The following is a 22250-nucleotide window of genomic DNA, read 5'->3' on the forward strand; positions in this document are numbered from 1 at the left end:
CCACGCCTGGGCGTGTGTTAGGGAGTATTGCCTCCCCCCACCTCTCGGATTAGGGGAGAGCCGCACGCCATGGCCACGCACGCTCGCTTCCCTCACCCCTTCCTGCCCACCACTCGCGCCGACATGAAGGCGCGGGGCTGGGACCAGCTCGACATCATCATCGTCAGCGGGGACGCATATGTGGACCACCCCGCCTTCGGGCCCGTGCTCATCGCCCGCTTCCTCGAGGGCCGAGGCTTCAAGGTAGGCATCATCTCCCAGCCTGACTGGCACTCGGCCGAGCCCTTCAAGGCGCTCGGCCCGCCACGGCTCTTCTTCGGGGTGGCCGCCGGCAACCTGGACTCGATGCTCAACCGGCTCACGGCGCAGAAGAAGAACCGCTCCGAGGACCAGTACAGCCCCGGCGGGCGGACCAACTGCCGGCCGGACCGCGCCACCATCGTCTACGCCCAGCGCTGCCGCGAGGCCTACCCGGACGTTCCCATCGTCCTGGGGGGAATCGAGGCGTCGCTGCGGCGCATCGCCCACTACGACTACTGGAGCGACAAGGTCCGCCGCTCCATCCTCTTCGACGCCAAGGCGGATCTGCTCATCTTCGGGATGGGCGAGCGCCCGGTGTGGGAAGTGGCCGACCGGATGCGCCGGGGCGATCGCATCGAGCAGATCCGGGACGTGCGCGGCACCGCGTACCTCATCAACGACGCGGAGATGAAGGCGCTCGAGGCGGACCCGGCCCGGCGCGCGGCGGATCGCAAGCCGGTGGTCCTCCCCTCCTACGAGGAGGTCATCGCCGACAAGCGCGCCTTCGCGGTGATGTCCCGCGACTTCCAGATAGAGACCAACCCCGGCAACGCGCGCCCGCTGGCGCAGCGCCACGGCAACCGCGCCATCTACATGAACCCGCCGGCGCAGCCGCTGGAGGACGGGGTGGGCACCGCGGAGGGCGCGGTGGCGATGGACGAGATGTACGACTTGCCGTTCAACCGCGTGCCCCACCCCATGTACCAGGAGCGCATCCCCGCCTACGACACGGTGAAGCACTCCATCGTGCTGATGCGCGGCTGCTTCGGCGGGTGCACCTTCTGCTCCATTACCGAGCACGAGGGCCGCGTCATCCAGAGCCGCTCGGCCGAGAGCGTGCTGCGCGAGGTGCGGGAGCTGCGGCGGATGGGAGACTTCCGCGGCACCATCACGGATCTCGGTGGCCCCACGGCCAACATGTACAAGCTCAAGTGCAAGAGCGAGGCAATCGAGAGCAAGTGCCGCAAGCTCTCCTGCGTGCACCCCGGCGTCTGCGAGAACCTGCAGACGGACCACGGCCCGCTGATCGAGCTGATGCGCGAGGTGCGCCAGGAGCCGGGCGTGAAGCACGTCTTCATCGCCAGCGGCGTGCGGTACGATCTGGCCGAGCGCTCGCCCGAGTACGTGAAGGAGCTGGCGGCGCACCACGTGGGCGGGCAGCTCTCGGTGGCGCCCGAGCACGTGTCCCCGAGGGTGTTGGAGAAGATGAAGAAGCCGGGCATCGAGAGCTTCGAGCGCTTCCAGCACATGTTCGCCTGCGCCAGCGAGGAGGCGGGCAAGGAGCAGTACGACATCCCCTACTTCATCAGCGGGCACCCGGGCTCGACGCTGGAGGACATGGTGGAGCTGGCGCTGTGGCTGAAGAAGAACGGCAAGCGCCCGCGCCAGGTGCAGGACTTCATCCCCACGCCGATGGCGGTGGCCACGGCCATGTACTACTCGGGGTTGGATCCGCTGAAGATGGAGCCGGTGTACACGGCGCGGGGGCTGCGCGAGAAGAAGCTGCAGAAGGCGCTGCTGCTCTACTGGAACCCCGAGCACTGGCCGCTGGCGCGCGAGGCGCTGGAGCAGGCGGGCCGCAGGGATCTGATCGGCCGAGGGCCGAACGCGCTGGTGCCCCCGGAGAGCCCCGCCGAGGCCGAGCGCCGCCGCCGGGCCGAAGAGCGCCGGACGAACTGAGCCGGGAGCGCCTCCATGCGGATCCTCGTGCTGGGTGGAGGTGTCTCGGGGCTCTCGTGCGGCCTCCGGCTGCTGGAGGCCGGGCACACCGTGGAGCTCTGGGCGCGGGAGCTGACGCCGCACACCACGTCCGATGTGGCCGCCGCCGTCTGGTACCCCTACCGGGCCTTCCCGCAGGAGCGGGTGACGGGCTGGGCTCGGCGCACCTTCGACGTGCTGAGCGAGCTGTCCGTGCACCCGGAAGCGGGCATCCAGGTGGTGCGCGGCGTGGAGCTCTTCACCGAGCCCCCGCCCGAGCCCTGGTGGGCCTCATGCGTCCCCAGCCTGCGCGCGGCCACCGGCGAGGAGCGGGTGCCGGGATACGCCCACGGCTACTCGTTCGAGGCGCCCATCATCGAGATGCCCCGCTACCTGCCCTTCCTCCAGAGCCGCTTCCGGGAGCGGGGCGGCCGAATCCACCAGCGCGAGGTGCGCTCGTTGGACGAGGCGTGGCGCGAGTCCCCGGTCGTCGTGAACTGCACGGGGCTCGGAGCGCGCACGCTGGTGGGAGACGACTCGCTCTTCCCCATTCGAGGCGAGGTGCTGCGCGTAGCGCCGCCGCCCGTTCCGGGCTTCATCTTCGACGAGAGCGAGGAGCGAGGGATCGCCTACATCATCTCTCGCGCTAACGACTGCATCCTGGGAGGGACGGCGGAGGACGGGAATGCCTCGCTCGTGCCCGATGCGGCGAACGCCGAGGCGATCCTCGTGCGCTGCCGGCGGCTCTTGCCGACGGGAGCGCGGTTCCAGGTGCTGGAGCACAAGGTGGGCCTGAGGCCGGGCCGCCCCACCGTGCGCCTCGAAGAGGAGCGCGTTGGAGTGCGCCGGGTGATCCACAACTACGGTCACGGTGGCGCGGGAGTCACCCTCTCCTGGGGCTGCGCCGAGGAAGTGGCGGCGCTCGTAGGCGCGGCAAGCTGAGCGCCAGCCACGCCGGGCTCCGCGAGTGCCCGAGGCGGATCACTCACCGCCAGCGATGACAGGTGCGGATCGCGCCGCCAGAAGTCCATGCCCATGGAGGCGGCCTTGTCCATCGAGCACACCACCAGCCGCACCTGGATGGTGAGCAGCTCGATGTCCATCAGCTTGATCTTGATATCGCCCGCGACCACCAATCCCTTGTCGAGGACGCGATCCAGAACATCCGCGAGCGTCGCTCCCTGAGTGCTCTGAACAATGCGCTGTGCCGTCATGATGCCTCCCTAGAAAAGCTTCCCCAGCGGCCCCAGGTCGAGGTTCAGGTCTTCTTCCGAGAGCCCGAACTCCACGCGGAGCCGCTCGATCTCCTCCGCCTGCCGCATCAGCGCCGTGCCCAGGCGCTCCATCTCGTCATCGGTCAGCGAACCACCCTCCATGCGACGGATGGCCTGTTTCTCCAGCAGCTCGTGCAGCAGCTTGACCAGCGTGAGCACCAGCTGCCCCAGCCCGTTCTTCAGCTTTCCCTCGTCGAGTGACAGCCGTCGCAACGGAGGCTCGACCTTCTGTTGCAGCGCCGCCTCGAGCTCCCGGCCCACGCCACTCATGTCGTCCCTCCACCAGCCGCCGGCAAGCTCTGCCCCCGCAGCGGCAGGACGATGCCCGCGCGCCGAGCCGTCTCCGGTGAGCTCAAGAGGAGCTGCAGGCCCAGGTAGACCAGGTCCACATCCGCCACGGACAACACGATGTCTCCCCGCAGCGCCACGCCCTTGTGCAGCACCCGGTCGAGCGCCTCGCACAGAGACACGGGCTCCGGCACCGCGAGCCGTCCATCGCCCTCAAGCCTCTCCTGAGCCATCTTCACTCCCTCCCTCCGTGTCACCAGCCGCTTCCCTTCGCGCGGCGATGGCATCGAGCCGGTCGAGCAGTTCCGCCTCCTGCGCCTCGAACTCCTGCTCGGAGAGCTGCCCCGCTTCGAGCCGCTGATGCAGCTCGCGCAGCCGGGCCTTGAGCTCCTCCTCTTCCTGCTCCTGCTGTTGCTCCAGAGCGTCATCGATCTTCCTGGCCACCCAGAGCAGGCCATGGAGCGACGCGACCAATAGATCATCCACGAGCAGCATCTTCACACCTGCCCAGCGCTGGCCGAGGACGCCAGCTCCGTGAAGCTGTGCGGCGCCCACGGGCCGTTGAACTCGAACGTGAAGTGGTCGTCGAAGCCCGAGGCGGCGGCCTCGACGATCGCCTCGAAAGTCCCCACCCTCTCGCGCGGCACGAGACACGCGAGGTTCATCACCTCGTGCTCTCCCCGCAGCGGATTGCGCTTCAGCTCCAACCCTTGCTCCCTCAGCACCGCCGCCACGCGCTCGGTGTGGGCGTCGCGATCGGCCTCGCGCAGCCGCTCGAACAGCTTGCCCACCTCGATCAGCTCCTCGCGGCTGACGTCGTGGCGGCCCTTCAAACGCGCCCGAGCGGCGCTGAGCTCCGGGTGGAGCGCGACGAAGTACTCGGAGAGCTCCGCCGCGCTCCACCTCACCTTGAGCTCCATCTCCACCTTCCCCGCGACCTGCGCGAGCTGCTCGAGGAACAGCTCGCGGCGCTCGCTCAGCCGGTCGCGCACCGCCTCGTCGCTCCGAGCGACAAGGCCGAACGCGGCCGGCAACACGGTGCCCTGCTCCATCAACCGCCGGAGCACGGCCTGGTGCGCCAGGAGGTGCCGACGCTCAGGCCGGAGGCGCATCCGGCTCACACGGCTCACCGCGGCGCAGACCTCTCCCGCGGTGATGCAGTAGACCTCGCCGCCCTCGACGCCAACCGGCCCCAGCCCGCCCACCCCCTGCGAGCCAGCGAGCACGGCATACAGATACGTGCCTCCTGCCTGAGCGTTCGTCATCTCCGCAGCTCCTTCAGATCAGGGTGAGTGGGCTACAGCGCCGGAGCGGGCACCGGGGCCGCGGCGCCCGCCATGATCGGGGGGATCACGCTGGACGCGGACGGCCTCGGCAGCGCGGGGCCATTGGTGGGAGGGCTCTCGATCAAGCCGATCGCCTGGGCGTAGCGCAGGTACGTATCGACCGAGGCGATGACGACGCGGGCCTCGATCGTCAGGAGCTGAATGCCCACCAGTGAGACCGTGGCCCAGGCATCGATGACGATGCCCTTGTCGAGGATGATGTTGAGCACGTCCGCCAGACTGGATGATTCGGTGGATCTCTGAATTGCCGCCATTGCTGCCTCCTGGGTGTCACCTCGTCTCCGAGGTCTCTTAGGCAGCGGGCCGCGGATGGAGCGGAACGTCTGCCATGGTTGCGACTCGTACCAGGGGGCTCCGACATGTTTTTCATTTGACAAGAATGACCGACATGTCTGGTTTGAGCGCCGATCTCAAAGACTTGCAGCAAGCGTAGACAAGCTCACAACACAACCGTGTGGAGACACTCAGTCCACGAAGTTGAAGGGAGGCCACGGGCCGCTCAGCGAGGTCTCGGGCTGATCCGCGCCAGGGCTCGAAGCCAGCGCGGCGCGAAACGCGGGCACCTGATCACGCGGCACCAGGAAATACACCGAGCACAGCACGGGCTCACCGGGCCGGGACCGAGAGAGCTCCAAGCGATGCTCCCGGCACAGGGGCGCCACCTTCGAGAGCAGGGACTGTTCCAGCGCCGCACCGTGTTCGCGCAGTTCACTCTCCGCGGAATAACGGCGCTGCCGGGCCTTGAGGTAGTCGGCGCCCGAGCGAATCGGCGGCGGCGCGGCCTCTTCGCGCACCACCGATGGGGGCGGAGGCGAGATCAGCGCCCGGACTCCCATCTCCACGCAGCCAGTGACTCGCGCGAGCACACGCAGATAGGTGGCCCGTTGCTCGCCCAGGTGCGCGCGCACGGCCGCCTCGCCGGTGAGCACGCTGCCGAAGCGCATCGGCACCACGTCGGCCACGGCGTGCTGCGACCGGATGACGCGCTCATAAGCGAGCAGGTCCGCTTGAACAGGCGCCGTCACCCGAGCCAGGTCGGCAACGGGCGACACCACGGCCACGAGCTCACCCTGCACGACTCGCAGGAGCCGGGTGCCATGCACTCCGGGCTCATCGCTCGGCACCGCCGATGAAGCGTTGGCGATGCAGTAGAGCATCAGCCCAGCGCCACCTGGGCGCGACATGGAATCTTCCTCAGCCAAGGCTCTGCTCCGGGGTCGTGTCGCCGGACTCACTCCCGATGTGCGGAGCGAAGTTGTAGGCCGGCCAGGGCCCTCGCGCGGATAGGTGCAGGCCACGAGCCAACAACTGCTCCACCAGCGGTTCGAGGCGCTTGGCCAGCTCTGCCTCGGCTCCGCGCGGAACGAGGATCGCCCAATGGAGAGCGCCTTCCAGCGCGGGATTCTCCGCGCTGCGCGAGGGAGGCCGCAGAGAGCGCCGCTCGAGCACCACGCCTTCGAGCGCCCGAGCAATCATCGCCTCCGCCTCCGGAACCCAGGCACGAGCCGCCCGCGCCGCCTCCTTCCGCAGTTTCTGCTCCATGAGGTAGCGCGTACCCCCTGACGCCGGCAGCTTCGCAACGCGCGGATCCGCGGCGAACATCGCCTCCTCGCAGACCTTGAGATCCAACCAGCCTTGGAGCGACCACTCCTCCTCGTGAGCCACCTTCTCGATGAAGGCGGAGATCCTCGCCTGCTCACGTTCGAGCAGCTCCACGAGCCGCGCCCTCGACGAGAACAGGCACCCGAAGCGCAGCGGCAGCACCGGAGAGGCGCGCATCATCTGCTCGATCACCTCTTCGTGACGCAACGCGCGAGGCCCCAGCCAGGCCAGTTCCTTCAAGTGGGCCTCGCCCGCTTCACCGGTCCACTCCTGAAGCGGAACCTCGCAGCAGATAGCGGCGATCTCCCCATGCACCTGGACTTCGAGCGGCTCCCCGCCAGCGAACCCCAGGCCGACAACCGCCTCCACCGCACTCGCGCGGGTGAAGCAGAACACGTAGAGCCCCACTTCCTCAGCCCCGTTGCTCTCTCTTGGATTCATGACCCCGGATGCTTCCACGCACCGCTGACAGGCGATGAAGTGTGTCCAGATGTCGACAGCGAGCCGCTGGCCCGACACCCGCATGACGTCTCACGGGATCGCGGCGTCACCGTAGTCCACGAGCGGAACCTCGGACGCCGAGCGTCTGCTCAGCACCTGCTCCATGCGGCATTGCTCGGGAGCCTTGTCGGGGCGCCAGCGCAGGAACTGGGTGCCGTGCCGGAAGCGCCCCTGGCTGAAGTAGTCGTACCCCACCTCCACCACGAGCCGCGTCTGCAGCGGCTCCCAGGCGCCGTCGCGCTTGCTCCAGCGGCTCGGCCCGCCCGGAGCCTTGCCCGTGAACCCCGGCCCGCCTCGGATGGACTCGAGCGGCGCGACCATCTCCTTCTTGTCCTTCGCGGAGAAGCTCGAGCAGAAGCCCACGTGGTGCAGCAGCCCCTCCTTGTCGTAGAGGCCGAGCAGCAGCGAGCCCACCCCGCTCTTCCGGTTCTCGGCCCACCGGAAGCCGCCCACCACGCAATCGGCGGTGCGCTGCGGTTTCACCTTCACCATCCCCGTGCGCTCGCCGGAGGCATAGGAGGCGGCGAGGCGCTTGGCGATCACCCCATCCATCCCGGGAGACCCGAGCCACGCCTGAGCCACCTGCTCCGAGTACGTCGCGGGCGACAGCCGGATCTGCCCCGAGGGCTCGAGGTTACGCGAGGCGAACGCCTCCAGCCTCTCGCGCCGCGTGTGCAGCGGCTTGTCGGTGAGCCGCTGCCCTCGGGTGTCCACGAGCATGTCGAACACGTAGAGGCGCGAGGGGCTCTCGGCCGCGAGCCTGGCCACGCGGCTGGCTGCCGGGTGGATCCGCATCAACAGGGCATCGAATGACAGCCCTCCGGCCTCCGGGATGACGATCTCCCCGTCGATCACGAAGCGCTTGGGCGAGAGCTTGCGCACCGCCGCCACGAGCTCCGGGAAGTACCGGCCCAGCGGCTGGCCCGCCTTGGACTGCAGCTCCACCTGGTCCCCATCGCGGTAGACGATGCACCGGAAGCCGTCCCACTTGGGCTCGTACTGCCAGAGGTCCCCGGAGGGAATCTCCCGCACGAGCTCCGCCTCCATGGGCGGATACGGGGGCGTGAGCGGCAGCTCCAGCTTCGCCCAGGATGCGGGCGCGGCGGCGGCACGAGGCGGTTTCATAGGAACCTCTCCAGCGCCACCCGTCCCTTGGAGACCAGCAGCGGCTTCCACAGGTCTCCCCGGCGCTTCACACGAGCGGGCACGTTCTTCAGGGTGAAGTCCTCGATGCGCGCCCCGGCCTCGAGCTCCTCCCAGGTGATGGGAGTGGACACGCTGGCGTGGGCCGTAGGGCGCACCGAGTAGATGGACGCGAGCGTGCGTCCCCAGGCGTTCTGGTTGTAGTCCACGAGCACTCGCCCGCGAGGACGCTTGGCGATGCGGTACTCGGAGGTGATGAGGTCCGGATACTGCCCGGCCAGCTCCTGCGCGAGCGCCTTGGCGATGGTCCACACCTGCTTCTGCGTCGGGCCACGGCGGATGGGCACGTAGACGTGCAGCCCCTTGGAGCCGGAGGTCTTCACCAGCGCCGGCATCTTCAGGCCCTCGAGCACCTGCCGCAGGAGGAGCCCGGTCTCCACCACCTGCTCCCAGCTCGCCTGGAAGGGATCCAGATCAAAGTGCAGGTAGTCGGGCCGCTGCACGTCATCACACCGGCCGTACCAGGGATTCAGATCGATGCACCCCAGGTTCACCACCCACAGCAGCGCCGCGAGATCATCCACCACCGGGAAGTCGATGACATTGCCCGAGGCATGGCTGATGGAGCAGGTGCGAACCCAGCCCGGGCGCGGCTCCGGCGCGCGCTTCATGAAGAAGAACGGGCCCGAGGCGCCATTCGGATAACGCTTCATGACCATGGCGCGGTCGGCCAGGTGGGGCAGGAGCGCCGGCGCCACCTGGGCGTAGTAGCGCAGCAGATCTCCCTTGGTGATGCCGAGCTCGGGCCAGAAGGGCTTCTCCAGGTGGGTCAGCCGAAGCTCCCGCTCGCCGATCTTCAGATGGCGCTCTCCGCTAGCGCCTTCATCGAGGATGGCCAGTGCCTCCGCGTTCATGCTCCCAAGGTAGGGATGTGATCACGCCGTCGGCACATCCACGGATGGGGGATCGTCCGGCAAGAGGGCGGACGGACGATCGCGGCGGAAGCCGGTTTTCAGGCCTCGTGTCAGAGCGCGAGGAAACCCAGCAGGGGAAGTTCGAGCCTCCGACCTTCTGGGTAGGGCATCCCCGCCCTGTGGACAGCCCCCGGCCGCTACCAGTGGCAGTCCAACAAGACTTGACGGCGGGAGGTGGTTTTCGACCCGGGGGCCTGCCCTCGGCGTGTAGATTCGGCGCACCTTGGCCGAGTCCTATGACGCGATCGTGGTGGGAGCGGGACCCAACGGCCTGGCGGCGGCCATCACGCTGGCCCAGGCGGGGCGCTCGGTGCTGGTGCGCGAGGCGAACGCCACCGTGGGAGGCTCGTGCCGCTCGGCGGAGCTGACGCTGCCCGGGTACATCCACGACATCTGCTCCACCGTGCAGGCGCTGGCCGTGGCCTCGCCGTTCCTGCGCGGCCTGCCGCTGGCCGAGCACGGGCTGGAGCTCGTCTATCCCCGCGCGTCCTATGCCCACCCGCTCGATGATGGCCATGCGGGCGTGGCCTACCGCTCGCTCGACGAGACCGCCGCCACGCTGGGCCGGGATGGGGCGGCGTGGAAGAAGCTGTTCGGTCCGCTCGTGCGTGACTGGGAGAAGCTGGCGCCGGCGCTGCTCGGGCCGCTGATCTCTCCGCCCCGCCATCCCCTGGCGCTGGCGAACTTCGGGCTGAAGGCCCTGCGCTCGGCCCGGAGCCTCGCCGAGAGCTGGTTCGAGGCAGAGCACGCCAAGGGCCTGTTCGCTGGCGTAGCGGCGCACTCGATCACTCCTCTGGAGTGGACGGCCACCGGCGCGTTCGGGCTCGTGCTGGGCACCAGCGGCCACGCGGGCGGCTGGCCCGTGGCCCGCGCGGGCTCACAGAAGGTGGCGGAGGCGATGGCCTCGCTGCTGCGCTCGCTGGGCGGCAGGATTGAAACCGGCGCACGCGTGGAGAACCTCGACGAGCTGCCGCCGGCCAAGCTCATCCTCTGCGACGTCACGCCCCGGCAGCTGGTGAAGCTCGCGGGCACCAGGCTGCCCGAGGGCTACAAGAAGCGCCTCCAGTCGTTCCGCTATGGCCCCGGCGTGCACAAGGTGGACTGGGCGCTCTCGGAGCCCATTCCCTGGAAGGCCGCGGGCTGCCGGGACGCGGGCACGGTCCACCTGGGCGGCACGTTCGACGAGCTGTCCCGCTCCGAGCGGGCCCCCTGGGAGGGCCGCTACGCCGACAAGCCCTACGTGCTGCTCGTGCAGTACCCGTTCGATCCGAGCCGCGCCCCCGCGGGAAAGCACACCGCGTGGGCGTACTGCCACGTGCCGAATGGGGGAGACCTGGACGTCACCGCTCAAATCGAGAGCCAGGTCGAGCGCTTCGCGCCCGGGTTCAAGGACACCATCCTGGCCCGCGGCGTGATGACACCGGAGGCGCTGGAGCGCCACAACGCGAACCTGGTCGGCGGAGACATCTCGGGCGGGGCGAACATGTTCTGGCAGCTGCTGGCCCGGCCGGCGCTGCGAGCCAACCCCTACAGGACGCCCACGAAGGGGCTCTACCTGTGCTCGGCCTCCACGCCGCCCGGAGCGGGGGTGCATGGCATGTGCGGCCACAACGCGGCCCGGCTGGCGTTGAAGGCCGAGCTGCGCTGAAGCCGCGGGCCCGGCGCGTCCTCAGTAGACGTTGTACTTGGCGCGCAGGGCCTCGTGCTCCTGGGCGTTGCGCGAGGGGTGGATCTTCCTCTCGGCGTCGTGCAGGTAGTACAGGTAGTCGCTGGCCTGGGGATGGAGCGCGGCGGTGAGGGAGTCCACCGTCGGAGCGCCGATCGGCCCCGGAGGCAGCCCCGCGCGGGTGCGGGTGTTCCACGGGTCCGAGTTGTCGCGCAGCCGCTTGAGGAACTCCTTGCGCTCGTTCCAGTCCGCCAGCTCGTAGCGGCTGGTGGAGTCGACCCCGAGCGGGAAGCCCTTGTCGATCCGCTTCCAGAGGATGCCAGCGACGAGGGCCCGCTGCTGGGGCTCGGGCTCTTCACGCTCGAGCATGGAGGCCATGATGACGATGTCGTTCAGGCTGCGGCCGCTCTTCTCGATCTCGTCCTTGTGCGCCTCGAAGAAGCGCGCGGCGAACGTGTCGAGCTGCCGCTGGATGAAGGCGTCCACGTTGAACCCATCGGGCACGACGCCGTAGGTCTCCGGATAGAGGTAGCCCTCGAGGGAGCGCGAAGGGAGCGGGAACGCGGCCTTGAAGTGCTCGGGGTGGCTCGCCGCTTCGACATACTCCCCCGGCTTGATGAGCCCCTTGGTGACGAGCGCGGCGTCGGTGTCTCGCAGCCGCCACCCTTCGATCATGACGAAGGGCACATCCTCGGGGAGCGGGGAGCCCTCGAGGGCGGTGGCAATCTCCTGGATGTTCATCGAAGCGCGGAGCTTGAAGCGGCCGGCCTTGGCGTTCAGCCCGCCCCGGCGCCAGAGGTGATAGCGCCAGAAGCGCGCGTCCTCGATGAGCCCCTGGGTCTGGAGCTCATGGCCCAGGGAGCGCGCGGACATGCCCTTCTTCACGACGAAGACGACCTCCGGAGCCTCACCGGCAACCTTGGGCGTCGTCGTGCCTTTCTCCGCCCACAGGAACGCTCCGCCCACAGCGGCGCCGAGCAGGACCACGAGCACGAGGAACACGATGAGGAGCTTCTTCATACGCGCCAGGGTAGCAAAGCTTGGGCGCCGAGAAGGAAACGTCGCACTTCAGGTTTGCCTTCCTGGCAACGGAACGGACTCGCGGCTGCCCTCCGGGGCAGGCACGAGACCCGCCGTCTCCCTGGCCGCTGCACACCCGTGGACACGAGCGGAACCCAGAGGCTCAGGCGGGCTGAGGCGCCAGCGAGAGCAACACCGCCAGCAGCGGATCGGCGTGGGCGCTCTTGCGCCAGGCGGCATAGATGGGGAACTCGCGGGCCGGCTGGGTGAGCGGCTGCGCGACGACTCCGGGCACCCGAGGCCCCTTCGGCTGCAGCGACGCCAGCAACGAGTAGCCCAGCCCCGCCGCGACGAAGCCGAGGATGGTCTCGGAGGAATCCGCCGCGTGGAGCCGCCGGGGCTTCACCCCGTGGTACGCGAGCGCCGAGAGCTGAAGCTCGCGGAGCTGAAGGTCCGAGCTATAGGTGATGAAGGGCTCGTCTCCGAGCTGCCGAGGGCTCACCGCGCCCTTGCGCGCGAGCGCGTGGTTGGAGGGAAAGACGAGGAACGGCCGCGTCTGGCCCACCTGTCGAGCCTCCAGATCCGAGGGGACCTCCGGAAGGTGGTCCACCAGCAGATCCGCCTCTCCCGAGCGCACGAGCGCCACCGCGGGGACCTTGGCCTCGAAGAGCTCCACCTCGATATCGGACCGCTGGCTCTGCAACCTTCGCAGCCACGGGGGCAGCAGGTAGCGCAGCATGTGTCCGGAGGCATGGATGCGCAGCCGGCCACCCACCTCGCCCGGGCGCAGCGAGCGCGCCACCGCGGGCAGTCCCTCCAGGAAGGGCGCGACGTACTCGTAGAGCGCGCGGCCCTGGGGCGTGAGGATGACCCGATCCTTGCCCACCCGCTCGAAGAGGGGCACGCCCACCTCGGCCTCCAGCCGCTTCACCTGCTGGTGAACGCCGGGCTGGGTGATGGGGTACGGGAAGGAGCGAGCCGCCCGCGCGTACCCCTCGCATCGAGCCACCCAGTAGAAGCCTTCGAGCCGCTGGAGCTGAATCATTCACCCCAGGTTATCGAAGAGCGATGGATTAGTTCCATGCAGTTGTCGAAGAAAAGGCGCATGGTTCTCCTCGTCAACGCAACCGAACTTCGGAGAAACCCCATGAACCGCTCTCCCACTCCTACCGCCATCCCGACCGCTCACAGCAACGCCTGGGTCGTCCAGACCTGGGCCTCCTGGGTCCTCGCCGTGGGCGTGACGGCCATGGGCATCTGGTACCTGCCCGTGGATGGCTGGATGAAGGCGTTCCTGGGCATGGGCGTGCTCTTCACCGTGGGCTCCACCTTCAGCCTGGCCAAGACGGTGCGCGACGTGCACGAGCAGCAGCGGATCGTCTCCCGCATCGACGAGGCGCGGATGACCAAGCTGCTCGCCGAGGTCGATCCGCTCGCTCCCAAGCTGTAGAGCCTCGTGCCGCGCTCACGCTCCCGTGGGCGCCAGGAAGGGCCGAAGGAAGTCATCAGCCTCGGCGAGCGGGGACCCGCTTGGAGGCCGTGCTCGACAGTCATGGGCAGGCACTGTACCCGCGCTCACCGCACGTACTCCCAGCGGATTGTTGCTCGGGTGGGGAGCGCCCAGGCGGAAGAGGGGACCCTCGCGGTGACGCCCGAGGACGTCACGGGCGTCATCCTCCAGCAGAGCCTCGACGCCATGCATACCACGGCGGGCGGAGTGGCCCTGCGGAGCGAGGAGGGCCAGCACGTGGATCTGGTCAGCACGCGGGGCTACTCCGAGTCCAGCCTCCAGGGTTTCCGCCGGCAGCCCGCGACGGCCCACACGCCCATCTGCGTCGCCATTGCCCGCAACGAGCCGATCTATCTGGAGAGCGTGGAAGCGGACGCCCTCTTCCCCACCGTCGCCGTCAAGACGGTGAGCGGCTCGCGCGCGACGCTCCCGTTCTCCACCAGCACGGGGCTGCGAGGCTGCCTGGCGCTCTCGTTCACCGAGTGGCGCGCCTTCGATCAGCATGATCGCGCCTTCATGATGGCGCTGGCCCGGCACTGCGGGCAGGCGCTGGACCGGGCGCGCCTGTACGCCGAGGCGAGGGCGCTCGCCCGCTCCCGCGAGGAGCTGCTGGCCATCGTGGCGCATGATTTGCGCAACCCGCTGGCGTCCCTGACGACGGCCGCGTCGCTCATGCGCAGGGCCGAGCCCGCCCAGGGAGCCGAGAAGTTCGAGAACCGGCTGGGCATCATCGAGCGCGCGGCCCGGCAGATGAACCACCTGATCCATGATCTGCTGGATCTGGCGCGCTTCCAGGCGGGGACGCTGGTGTTGCATCAGGGCCACCACATGGCGCGGGAGCTGCTGCAGGAGGCCTATGACAGCCATACGCTCCAGGCGGCCCAGAAGTCCCTGCGGCTGAGCGTGGACTGGGAGGATCCGGAGACGCTCGTGTGGCTACTTCCAGGTGGAGCCCGCCAACCGCAACGGAGTGGGGCTGGGCCTGTCGATCGCCAAGGCCATCGTCGATGCGCACGGGGGAACGCTCGAGGTGCGGAGCCAGCTGGGCCAGGGGACGGAGTTCACCTTCGCGCTGCCGTCCAAGCCCGCCACCGCGTGACTAGGCTCGCAGCAGAGCCAGGGCCCGCTGGAAGTCCTCGGGTAGCGGGGCCTCCACCTGGAGGAGCTGACCCGTCGAGGGGCGTGGCAGCGAGAGCCGGAGCGCGTGCAGCGCCTGCCGTCCCAGGGCTTGCGCGGCTGGGTGTGAGCGCACCTCCGCGGGGCCGTAGATGGCATCACCGATGACGGGGAGCCCCGCCTCGGAGAGCTGGACGCGGATCTGGTGGGTGCGCCCCGTCTCGAGCTTCACCTCCAGCAGTGTCGCGCCGTGGAGCCGCTCCCGCACCTCGAAGGAGAGCGCGGCCCGGCGAGCCGACTGCACGCGCGTGGTGAACTTCCGAGGATCCTTCGGATCCCGGCCGTAGGGCCCCTCCAACCTGCCCTGCTCGGGGGCTTCGCCCAGCACGAGCGTCCAGTAGCGCTTGTCCACGCGCTTCTCCTGGAACGCGCGGTCGAGCGCCGCCATGGCCTCGTCGGTGCGGGCCAGGATCAGACACCCGCTCGTCTCCCGATCGAGCCGGTGCACTACCCCCGGCTGGGCGAGGCCCTCGACGTCGAAGGGCGGACTCCGCGCCACGAGCAACTCCACCACCGAGGGCTCGGAGCCACCCGGCTCCACCACGATGCCGGGAGGCTTGTTGATGATGATCATCGCCTCGTCGTCGTAGAGCACGGGGAGGCCCGGCCCCTCCACGGCTCGCCTCGGAGGCGCACGCGGAGGTGGACGGTCGAGCTCGATCTCCTCCCCGCCCCAGAGCTTGCGTGTGGGCTGGCACTTCTTCCCGCGGATGCGCACCTGCCCGTGCTCGATCAGCTTGCGAGCCCGCTCCAGGGAGAGGCCCGGCACATGCTTCGACAGGTGCTTGTCGAGCCGCTCTCCGGCGGCCTCTCGGGGGACGGTGATCTTCTGGGGTGCCATGAAGGCCCTCTCGGCGGCTCGGCCTTGCCCGGGCTCGCCGGAGCGGACTCAACAGGCGCGGGAGCGGAGATGCAAGCGGCCCTCGCTGAAACTGCGGTTACACTGCCGACTCGTGAGAAGACTCCTCCCCGGCCCGGCGGCGGTGCTGGCGCTCCTGGTAACGGTGCCCATCGCCCTGTCGCCGCTCAAGAACTACGATCTCTTCTTCCACCTGGCTGGGGCGCGGTGGATTCTCACGCACGGCTTCTCCCAGCAGGATCCGTTCAGCGTCACCGGCACCGCGGGGTGGGTTCCCCACGAGTGGGGCTTCGGAATCCTCGCCGAGCTCTGCCTGCGCGTCTTCGGCGCCGCCGGCCCCGAGCTGCTCATCGCCGTCCTCATTGCCAGCTTCATCCTGCTGGCCTGGAGAGCCATCCGCTCCGCCTCTCCCGAGCCCGGGCTCGTGGAGCTGGTGGTGTTCGCCCTCGCGCTCGTGGCGCAGGCCTTCACCTGGTATCAGGAGCGGCCCTACCACCTGGGCCATGTGCTCTTCGCCCTCACGGTGCTGCTGACCCAGGCGTGGCGGCGAGGCAACGATCGCGCTCCCTGGTTGCTCGTCCCGCTCTGTGCGCTCTGGGCCAACCTGCACGCGAGCTGGCTCCTCGGCCCTGCCCTGCTAGGGGCTACCGCGGTCGGCGCGCTGATCGATGGCGGAGACGCCGCGCACCGGCGCCGGTGTGCTCTCGCGCTGGGAGCCGCCGTGCTCGCGTACCTGGCCTCGGCGCTCTCTCCCAGCGGGCCGAGCATCTACCTCTATCCCATCCTGCACTCGGCCCTGGCCTCGACCCAGACGCTGGAGGAGTGGCAGCCGCTCGATCTGACGTTGCGCTGGGCACGGTATTACCTGGCCCTCGCCCTCCTCGCGGTCTTCGTGTGCGGCGGAGCCCGCCCTCGCTCCTGGGCCATCCTGCTGCCCACGCTCGGGCTGACGGTGGCCTCTCTCACGGCCCAGCGTCATGCGCCGTTCGCCGCCCTGCTGCTCGCCGTCTTCATCGCCGAGCATCACCACCGCCTCGCCCCCTCCACGCTCCCCGACGCTGTCCGCGCTGCCTGGAAGCGCATGGAGGGCTGGAGCGCGTCCTGGCTCCGGCGAGCGGGAGGAGCCGTGTGGCCCTTCGGGGTGCTCGCTGTCATCGCGCTCTCCGCGGCGCTCCACCCCGCCTCGGTCCGCGAGCGCATCTACCCCGGGCGCTTCCCGCTGGCGTGCTTCGACACGCTCAAGTCGCTGCCGCCGGGCAAGGTGCTCAACCGCTTCATCATGGGCGGCGCCCTCTCCTACTTCGCCGGCCCCGAGTACAAGGTCTTCATCGACAGCCGGAATGATCCCTTCCCTCAGCCGATCCACGACGACTACGACAAGTTCGTGTACGGGCTGCCGGGCTGGCGCGAGGCCCTGGCGCGGTACTCGCCCGACTACGTGCTGTGGAACCGCACCGGCCCGGGCAGCGTGCTCCCGGATGCGCTCCAGCACGAGGGCGGCTGGGTGAAGGTGCTGGAGCCGCAGGGAGAAGACTGCATCCTGCTGCGGCGAGAGCACCCATGAACCGCCTGCGCTGGGCCGCGTTCCCCGCGGCGGTGTTCCTCTTCACCCGCGCCGCCATCCTCGCCTTCACGAGCTGGTCGCTGCGCATGGATCCGCGGCTCCACTTCGACGGCCCCAAGCTCCTCGAGGTGCCTTCGCTCGGAGGCCTCTGCCGCTGGGATTGCCTGTACTACACGCACATCGCGCTCGAGGGTTACCGCGAGCCCTTCTGGACCAACTTCTTCCCGCTCTTCCCCCTTCTCGGAAAAGGACTGTCGCTGCTCACCGGGCTGTCCGTGCCCGTCGCCCTCGTGCTGCTGGCCAACCTCGCTGGGCTGGGCGCGCTCCTCGCCGTGTACCGCCTCTTCCTGGAGGCCGAGGGTGAAGAAGCGGCCCGCGCCGGCCTGGCCCTCTTCGCCGCCTTCCCGTTCGCCTTCTTCCAGGCCGCCGGCTACCCCGAGTCCCTCATGGTGCTCACCAGCGCCCTGGCCGTGCTCCTGGCCCTGCGCGGGCGGCACGTCGCCGCGGGCGGCGTCCTCGGGCTCGGGGTCCTCGCCCGGCACCTCACCCTCGTCGCTGGCCTGTCCCTGCTCGCCGCGCAGCTCCGCGAGCGCGGCCTCCATCCCCGGCGCTTCCTCCTGCACCCGGCCTTCCTCGGGCTCCTGCTGCCCCTGGGCTGCGCCTCGCTCTACATGCTCTACCTGGGCCTCAGCCGGGGAGAGCCGTTCGCCTGGTGGACGCACCGCAAGGAGGGCTGGGGCGAGCTGGCATGGTTCGGGCTGGGAGATCTCCTCCGCGGCAAGGCGCTGCCCCTCGAGGTCTCCCTCTACGTCCTCTTCTCCCTGGTGCCCGGCGCTGGCGCGGTGTTGCTCGTGCGCGAGCCCCGCTGGCGCGTGCTGGCCGCCTTCGCCGCCGGGCTGATGCTGACGATCTGGACGGTGGGGCTGGCCGGGCTGGGGCGCTACAGCGCGTCATGCTGGCCCGCGTTCCTTCCCCTGGGAGTCTGGCTCTCCCGCCGCCCCTCGCTGTTGATGCCGTGCGTCTGCGCGGGCGCCCTGCTCCAGGGCCTGTTCCTCTACCTCTTCGCGCACTGGTACAACATCAACTGAGCGCTCGCTCCGGGCTGGCGCCACAGAGCCGATCCACGAACTTGCGCAGGCTCTCGCGCTCGAAGGGCTTCATCAGCAGCTCGATCGCCCGGGCTTCGATGAACTGGCTCGCCTGGGTGTTGAACACGCCTCCGGTCATGAGCCCCGTGCGCCGCGCCAGCTCCGGCACGCTGCGCTCCAGCTCCTGGAAGAACTGCACCCCGTTCATCTCCGGCATCATCACGTCGCAGACGATGGCGTCGTAGCGCTCGCCGCTGGCAATGCGCTGGAGCGCCACTCGCGCGTCCTGGACCACCTCCACCTCGTGGTGCTCGCGCAGCAACCGGCGCACCGCCGTGCCCACCGGAGCCTCGTCGTCGATGAGCAGCACCCGCCGCCGAGGCCCCTTCGCGCCGGCCTTCTTCTGCGGCTCCGGCGCCGCGGGGGCCACGCTCTGGCGAGCGAACACCGGGAGCACCAACCGGAAGGTGCTGCCCCACCCCTGCTTGCTGTGAACCTCGATGAAGCCGCCCATGATCTGGATGAGGTTGTTGCAGATGGACAGCCCCAGCCCGGTGCCCACGCCCACCGGCTTGGTGGTGAAGAAGGGCTCGAAGATGCGGCGCTGGACCTCGGGCGCCATGCCCTGCCCGTTGTCCTCCACCTCGATGTGGACCCACTCGCCCCGGCTGCGCGTCGAGATGGTGATGGCGTTCTGCTCGGCCGAGCGATCGGCCGGAAAGGCCTGCAGCGCGTTCACCAGCAGGTTGACGATCACCTGACCCAGCCGCGCCTCGTTGCCCCGGACCACCGGAACAGGATCGAGCGAGCGTGAGAGCTGGGCGCGGTGATGGAACTCGTTGCGCACCAGCCGGAGCGCTCCCTGGATGACGCGGTGGACATCCACCTCGCCCTGCGTCTCATCATCCGCGCGCGAGAAGGACTTCAGGTCCTGGACGATCACCTTGACGCGCCCCGTGCCCTCCAGGGACTCCCGGACAGCGTCCCGCAGCTCGGTGCGCTGCGTGGGCGTCAGCTCATCCTGCGCGAGCTGCTCGGCGACGAAGGTCAGGTTGGAGGAGATATAGGCCAGCGGATTGTTGATCTCGTGCGCCACGCCGGCCGCCAGCATTCCCACGGAGGCCATGCGGTCCGCCAACCGCAGCTGCATCTCCAGCCGCCGGGACTCCGTCACATCGCGGATGACGCCAACGAGGAAGGGCTCGCCGCCGGTGCCCGTGAAGGGCGCCTTCTTCGTGAGCAGGATGCGGGAGCTGCCGCCGCTGTCCGTGAGGCTCTCCTCGTTCTCGCGGGGCTGCCCCGAGACGAAGACATCCTCGTCGTTCTTCCAGAAGACGGCCGCCTCGTGCGCGGGGGCGATGTCGAAGTCGGACGTGCCGAGCAGCTCCTCCTCGTTCTTGCCGAGGGCGCGGCAGAACGCGCTGTTCATGGTGACGAACCGGTGCGCGCGATCCTTGACGAAGACGGGCTCCGGCAGCGCGTTGAGGGTGTTGCGCAGAAAGTCCCGCGTGCGCTCCAGCTCGGACTGCACGCGGATGCGCGCCAGCTCCGCGCCGGCCCGCGCCGCCAGCGCCCCCAGGAGCGCGTAGTCGATGAGCCCGGCCTGCAACGGCTCGTGGTGCGCGACGGCCAGCACCCCGATGGGCCTCTGCTGGGAGTCCTTCAGCGCCACGCCCAGGTAGCCCTCGGCCTTCAGGCGCTGGAGGATCCTGTCCTCGGGGAACCGGGCCCGCACGCCCTCGGAGCAGTGGATGCTGCCCTGGGCGGCCACCTGCTGAAGGGGGGTGCCTCGCAGCGGCCACACCACGCTCTCCTGGATGCCCCCGTCCGCCCAGAGCGCGAGCGTGCGCAGCTGCTCCTCCTTTATTGCCAGCTCTCCCACCATCGCGACCGAGACACGGAACGCCGAGGCGAGCTGAGACACCAGCAGTTGGAAGAAGTCATGGCCGATGTCCGCCGAGGTGCTGGACAGCAGCACATACAGCGCCTCCTGGGCGCTGAGCCGGGGCTGCTCCAGCCGGGACAGCTCCGGCGTCTGCATGCCTTCCAGCTGCAGCCGCCGGCGCAGCGCCATCAGCCGCACGCCCCAGTTGCTTCCGGGGGGCTCCAGGCACTCGTCCGCACCGGCCTGGGCCAGCACCCCAAGCTCGGAGCCGCTGCGGCGCGTCAACACCGTGAGCCAGGTTCGCGAGGGCGTGCGGCGCGCGTGGAGCTGGTGACAGAGCTCGATCAGCTCCTCCTGCGAGCCGCCCGGATCTCCCAGCACCACCATGCCTGGAGGCAGGGAGTGAGGCAGCTCGTCCAGACGCTCGGCGCTGCGGAGGTGAAGCCCCTGGCCCCCCTCGACTTGAAAACAGCGCTCCAGCTCGTCGCGCAGAGGCGGTGACACCTTCACGAGTAGGACTTGCACCGAACCGCTCCTCAAGAGAACTCGCCCAGGATGACCCGCGCACGGCCTTCCATGGGCAGAGCATGTTCCTGCACGGAGGAGAAGCCGCGCTCACGCGCCAGCTCCGCCAGGAACCGCATCCATGGATTGTACGGCATGCTGTTGTCCGAGCAGCACGGAACCACCGCGAAAGGCAGCCGGTGCCGGGCCGCGTACTCGATGATGACGCGCGTGGCCCCGTCCGGGTGCATGCCGACGATCAGCTCCGCCTCGCAGGGCTCCTCCAGGGTGAAGGCCCGCTCGGCGAAGCGCACAGGTAGGTGTTTGTGGCGCAGATCGAAGGTGGTGACGACACGGCCGCGGCTCGTCAGGGCCTCGTTGAGCCGGCCCTGGCCGCCGGCGATGTCGAAGATGCGAGGGGCGTTGAAGCGCTCGATGAGGAACTGGGCGAAGAGCTCGAAGCGCCGCTTGTCGGCCATACCGTGTCTCTACCTCACCTCGGGGGCTGCTGTCCGGCGAGTGCGTTCCAGATCACCTGGGCTTCAGGCGAGTCCACGGTGCCATGCACGCTTGCCAGCACCCGGCCGTGCTCATCCACGGCGAGGACATAGGGCTGCCGGCTGGTGGCCAGCCCCAGCACCTTGGCCATCTTCGCATCCTTGTCGGCCCAGGTGTCGCGCCAGAACGCCTGAGGCACCTGCTCCTTCACCCGGCTGCGCACCATGCCGGTGCTCACGTAGAAAGGCAGGCCCAGCGAGATGATGGAGGCGCGGTGGACCTCCTTCGGGAGCTGGGTGTTCGCGGCGTCGAACCACCGGCGCATCTCGTCCCCGCCGTTCTGATCCGTGATCACCACGAGCAGCGTGCGCTGGCCCTGCCACTCCCGGCTCTCGTGCGGCTGCCCGAGCAGATCCTTCGCCGCGATGGAAGGGACCGGCTCGCCGACTCCCGGCAGCGCCGCCGCGGATCCGCCCAGTGCGAGCACACCGAGCACCCACGCCACGACGAGTGACTTGAGCGCCCTTCCCCCGTACAGCCGCCTGTTCGCGAGGTATCCCTGCTGCAGAGTCGTGGACATGCTGCACCTCCCCATCAGGACTAGAGGTGTGCATCCACGGACCACGGCTTCAGGGACGGCACCTGGACGAGCGAGGCATTGCCTGCCCGCCACGGCAGCAAGCCCATGTGCGCCTGGTGGGAGACGGGGGCTCGAGCACTCCCAACTCGCCTAGATCCCGAGCGCCCGTGTCGCCTCGTCGATGCGGGCCTTATGGTTGCGCACCCACTCCTCGAGCGAAGTCTTGGCGTCCTTCGCGGCCCGCGCCTCGGCGTCGGCGAGGACCTTCTCCGCCTGCGCGACCGGCACCACCACGATGCCCTCCTCGTCGGCGATGACGATGTCGCCGGGGGCCACGGTGACGCCTCCGCACACGACAGGGACGTTGATCAGCCCCGCGGTCTTGCGCACTCCGGGAATGGGGATGATGCCGCGAGCGAAGACGGGGAACTGGAGCTTGCGCGTCTCGGCGAGATCCCGGATGCACCCGTCGACCACGAAGCCGGCGATGCCGCGCTGCTGCGCGTAGGCGCACACGTTGCCACCGGCCATGGCCCAGTTCGCGTCCCCTGCCGCGCACACGATGACCGAGCCCGGCGGTGCTCGATGCAGGGCGATGTGGAGCATCAGGTTGTCGCCGGCCGGGCACGCGACGGGATACGCGGGGCCTGCGATGCGCGGGATCGGCTCCCAGAGCGGACGAATGGCCGGGGCCATCACGCGATCACGCGTCATGACGTCGGCGTAGTTGCAGGGGCTGATCTTCGCGAAGGCCTGAGTGTCCATGACGTTCCC

At 69.3% G+C, this 22250-nt stretch carries 23 protein-coding genes and 2 pseudogenes; 7 read left to right on the top strand and 18 right to left on the bottom strand.

The window, feature by feature from the left end:
* Nucleotides 1–69: 69 nt before the first annotated feature.
* Nucleotides 70–1980, top strand: coding sequence for a YgiQ family radical SAM protein (locus ACJ8AT_RS13430; protein WP_407738101.1), 1911 nt, complete (start codon nucleotides 70–72; stop codon nucleotides 1978–1980).
* A 15-nt stretch (nucleotides 1981–1995) separates the two neighbouring features.
* Nucleotides 1996–2940, top strand: coding sequence for an FAD-dependent oxidoreductase (locus ACJ8AT_RS13435; protein WP_407738102.1), 945 nt, complete (start codon nucleotides 1996–1998; stop codon nucleotides 2938–2940).
* On the opposite strand, the gene ACJ8AT_RS13440 is transcribed toward ACJ8AT_RS13435, so the two are convergent.
* The 10 genes and pseudogenes from ACJ8AT_RS13440 to ligD form a co-directional block, all read right to left on the bottom strand.
* A complete protein-coding gene (locus ACJ8AT_RS13440; protein WP_407738103.1) occupies nucleotides 2865–3212 on the bottom strand; it encodes a gas vesicle protein in 348 nt (115 codons plus the stop codon). The two genes, ACJ8AT_RS13435 and ACJ8AT_RS13440, sit on opposite strands and share 76 nt — an antisense overlap.
* 9 nt (nucleotides 3213–3221) lie before the next feature.
* Nucleotides 3222–3542: a gas vesicle protein K gene (locus tag ACJ8AT_RS13445; RefSeq protein WP_407738104.1), complete on the bottom strand. Its 321-nt coding sequence runs from the start codon at nucleotides 3540–3542 to the stop codon at nucleotides 3222–3224.
* A complete protein-coding gene (locus ACJ8AT_RS13450) occupies nucleotides 3539–3793 on the bottom strand; it encodes a gas vesicle protein (RefSeq protein ID WP_407738105.1) in 255 nt (84 codons plus the stop codon). The genes ACJ8AT_RS13445 and ACJ8AT_RS13450 overlap by 4 nt, the downstream gene beginning before the upstream one ends.
* Nucleotides 3774–4055: a gas vesicle protein GvpG gene (locus ACJ8AT_RS13455; protein WP_407738126.1), complete on the bottom strand. Its 282-nt coding sequence runs from the start codon at nucleotides 4053–4055 to the stop codon at nucleotides 3774–3776. The genes ACJ8AT_RS13450 and ACJ8AT_RS13455 overlap by 20 nt, the downstream gene beginning before the upstream one ends.
* Nucleotides 4056–4057: 2 nt before the next feature.
* Nucleotides 4058–4825, bottom strand: a complete 768-nt coding sequence (locus ACJ8AT_RS13460; protein WP_407738106.1) for a GvpL/GvpF family gas vesicle protein — start codon at nucleotides 4823–4825, stop codon at nucleotides 4058–4060.
* 134 nt (nucleotides 4826–4959) lie between these two features.
* Nucleotides 4960–5160 (bottom strand): annotated as a pseudogene (gvpJ, locus tag ACJ8AT_RS13465) (gas vesicle protein GvpJ); the annotation flags it as partial.
* Between the two features lie 210 nt (nucleotides 5161–5370).
* Entirely contained in the window at nucleotides 5371–6090 is a 720-nt protein-coding gene (locus tag ACJ8AT_RS13470) for a GvpL/GvpF family gas vesicle protein (protein WP_407738107.1), read from the bottom strand.
* A 10-nt stretch (nucleotides 6091–6100) separates the two neighbouring features.
* On the bottom strand, nucleotides 6101–6949 hold the full coding sequence (locus ACJ8AT_RS13475) for a GvpL/GvpF family gas vesicle protein (RefSeq protein WP_407738108.1): 849 nt from the start codon (nucleotides 6947–6949) through the stop codon (nucleotides 6101–6103).
* Nucleotides 6950–7039: 90 nt separating this feature from the next.
* Complete coding sequence (locus ACJ8AT_RS13480) at nucleotides 7040–8134, bottom strand: ATP-dependent DNA ligase (RefSeq protein ID WP_407738109.1); 1095 nt, start codon at nucleotides 8132–8134, stop codon at nucleotides 7040–7042.
* Nucleotides 8131–9066 (bottom strand): non-homologous end-joining DNA ligase, encoded by a 936-nt coding sequence (ligD, locus tag ACJ8AT_RS13485; protein ID WP_407738110.1) that lies wholly within the window; start codon nucleotides 9064–9066, stop codon nucleotides 8131–8133. The genes ACJ8AT_RS13480 and ligD overlap by 4 nt, the downstream gene beginning before the upstream one ends.
* Before the next feature lie 283 nt (nucleotides 9067–9349).
* On the opposite strand from ligD, the gene ACJ8AT_RS13490 reads away from it, so the two are divergent.
* A complete protein-coding gene (locus ACJ8AT_RS13490; protein ID WP_407738111.1) occupies nucleotides 9350–10774 on the top strand; it encodes a phytoene desaturase family protein in 1425 nt (474 codons plus the stop codon).
* A gap of 21 nt (nucleotides 10775–10795) precedes the next feature.
* On the opposite strand, the gene mltG is transcribed toward ACJ8AT_RS13490, so the two are convergent.
* Together mltG and ACJ8AT_RS13500 are read right to left on the bottom strand one after the other, a co-directional pair.
* Entirely contained in the window at nucleotides 10796–11812 is a 1017-nt protein-coding gene (mltG, locus tag ACJ8AT_RS13495; protein ID WP_407738112.1) for an endolytic transglycosylase MltG, read from the bottom strand.
* Nucleotides 11813–11975: 163 nt separating this feature from the next.
* Entirely contained in the window at nucleotides 11976–12857 is an 882-nt protein-coding gene (locus ACJ8AT_RS13500; protein WP_407738113.1) for a LysR family transcriptional regulator, read from the bottom strand.
* A 102-nt stretch (nucleotides 12858–12959) separates the two neighbouring features.
* On the opposite strand from ACJ8AT_RS13500, the gene ACJ8AT_RS13505 reads away from it, so the two are divergent.
* The 3 genes and pseudogenes from ACJ8AT_RS13505 (at nucleotide 12960) to ACJ8AT_RS13515 (ending at nucleotide 14421) form a co-directional block, all read left to right on the top strand.
* Entirely contained in the window at nucleotides 12960–13262 is a 303-nt protein-coding gene (locus ACJ8AT_RS13505; protein ID WP_407738114.1) for a YiaA/YiaB family inner membrane protein, read from the top strand.
* Between the two features lie 102 nt (nucleotides 13263–13364).
* A pseudogene (locus ACJ8AT_RS13510) lies at nucleotides 13365–14111 on the top strand (histidine kinase dimerization/phospho-acceptor domain-containing protein); the annotation flags it as partial.
* Between the two features lie 181 nt (nucleotides 14112–14292).
* Nucleotides 14293–14421, top strand: coding sequence for an ATP-binding protein (locus tag ACJ8AT_RS13515; RefSeq protein WP_407738127.1), 129 nt, complete (start codon nucleotides 14293–14295; stop codon nucleotides 14419–14421).
* On the opposite strand, the gene ACJ8AT_RS13520 is transcribed toward ACJ8AT_RS13515, so the two are convergent.
* Together ACJ8AT_RS13520 and ACJ8AT_RS13525 are read right to left on the bottom strand one after the other, a co-directional pair.
* Nucleotides 14422–15339, bottom strand: a complete 918-nt coding sequence (locus tag ACJ8AT_RS13520) for an RluA family pseudouridine synthase (RefSeq protein WP_407738115.1) — start codon at nucleotides 15337–15339, stop codon at nucleotides 14422–14424.
* 1343 nt (nucleotides 15340–16682) lie between these two features.
* Nucleotides 16683–17009, bottom strand: coding sequence for a twin-arginine translocation signal domain-containing protein (locus ACJ8AT_RS13525; RefSeq protein ID WP_407738128.1), 327 nt, complete (start codon nucleotides 17007–17009; stop codon nucleotides 16683–16685).
* On the opposite strand from ACJ8AT_RS13525, the gene ACJ8AT_RS13530 reads away from it, so the two are divergent.
* A complete protein-coding gene (locus ACJ8AT_RS13530) occupies nucleotides 16918–18009 on the top strand; it encodes a hypothetical protein (RefSeq protein ID WP_407738116.1) in 1092 nt (363 codons plus the stop codon). The genes ACJ8AT_RS13525 and ACJ8AT_RS13530 overlap by 92 nt on opposite strands.
* Here ACJ8AT_RS13530 and ACJ8AT_RS13535 read toward each other — a convergent pair.
* The 4 genes from ACJ8AT_RS13535 to ACJ8AT_RS13550 form a co-directional block, all read right to left on the bottom strand.
* Entirely contained in the window at nucleotides 18002–20419 is a 2418-nt protein-coding gene (locus tag ACJ8AT_RS13535; protein ID WP_407738117.1) for an ATP-binding protein, read from the bottom strand. The two genes, ACJ8AT_RS13530 and ACJ8AT_RS13535, sit on opposite strands and share 8 nt — an antisense overlap.
* A gap of 11 nt (nucleotides 20420–20430) precedes the next feature.
* Entirely contained in the window at nucleotides 20431–20877 is a 447-nt protein-coding gene (locus ACJ8AT_RS13540) for a hypothetical protein (protein WP_407738118.1), read from the bottom strand.
* Between the two features lie 14 nt (nucleotides 20878–20891).
* Nucleotides 20892–21476: a hypothetical protein gene (locus ACJ8AT_RS13545; protein ID WP_407738119.1), complete on the bottom strand. Its 585-nt coding sequence runs from the start codon at nucleotides 21474–21476 to the stop codon at nucleotides 20892–20894.
* A 150-nt stretch (nucleotides 21477–21626) separates the two neighbouring features.
* Nucleotides 21627–22241, bottom strand: a complete 615-nt coding sequence (locus ACJ8AT_RS13550; RefSeq protein ID WP_407738120.1) for an RraA family protein — start codon at nucleotides 22239–22241, stop codon at nucleotides 21627–21629.
* Nucleotides 22242–22250 lie beyond the last annotated feature (9 nt).

Source organism: Hyalangium sp. (assembly GCF_045802625.1).
GTDB lineage: Bacteria > Myxococcota > Myxococcia > Myxococcales > Myxococcaceae > Hyalangium.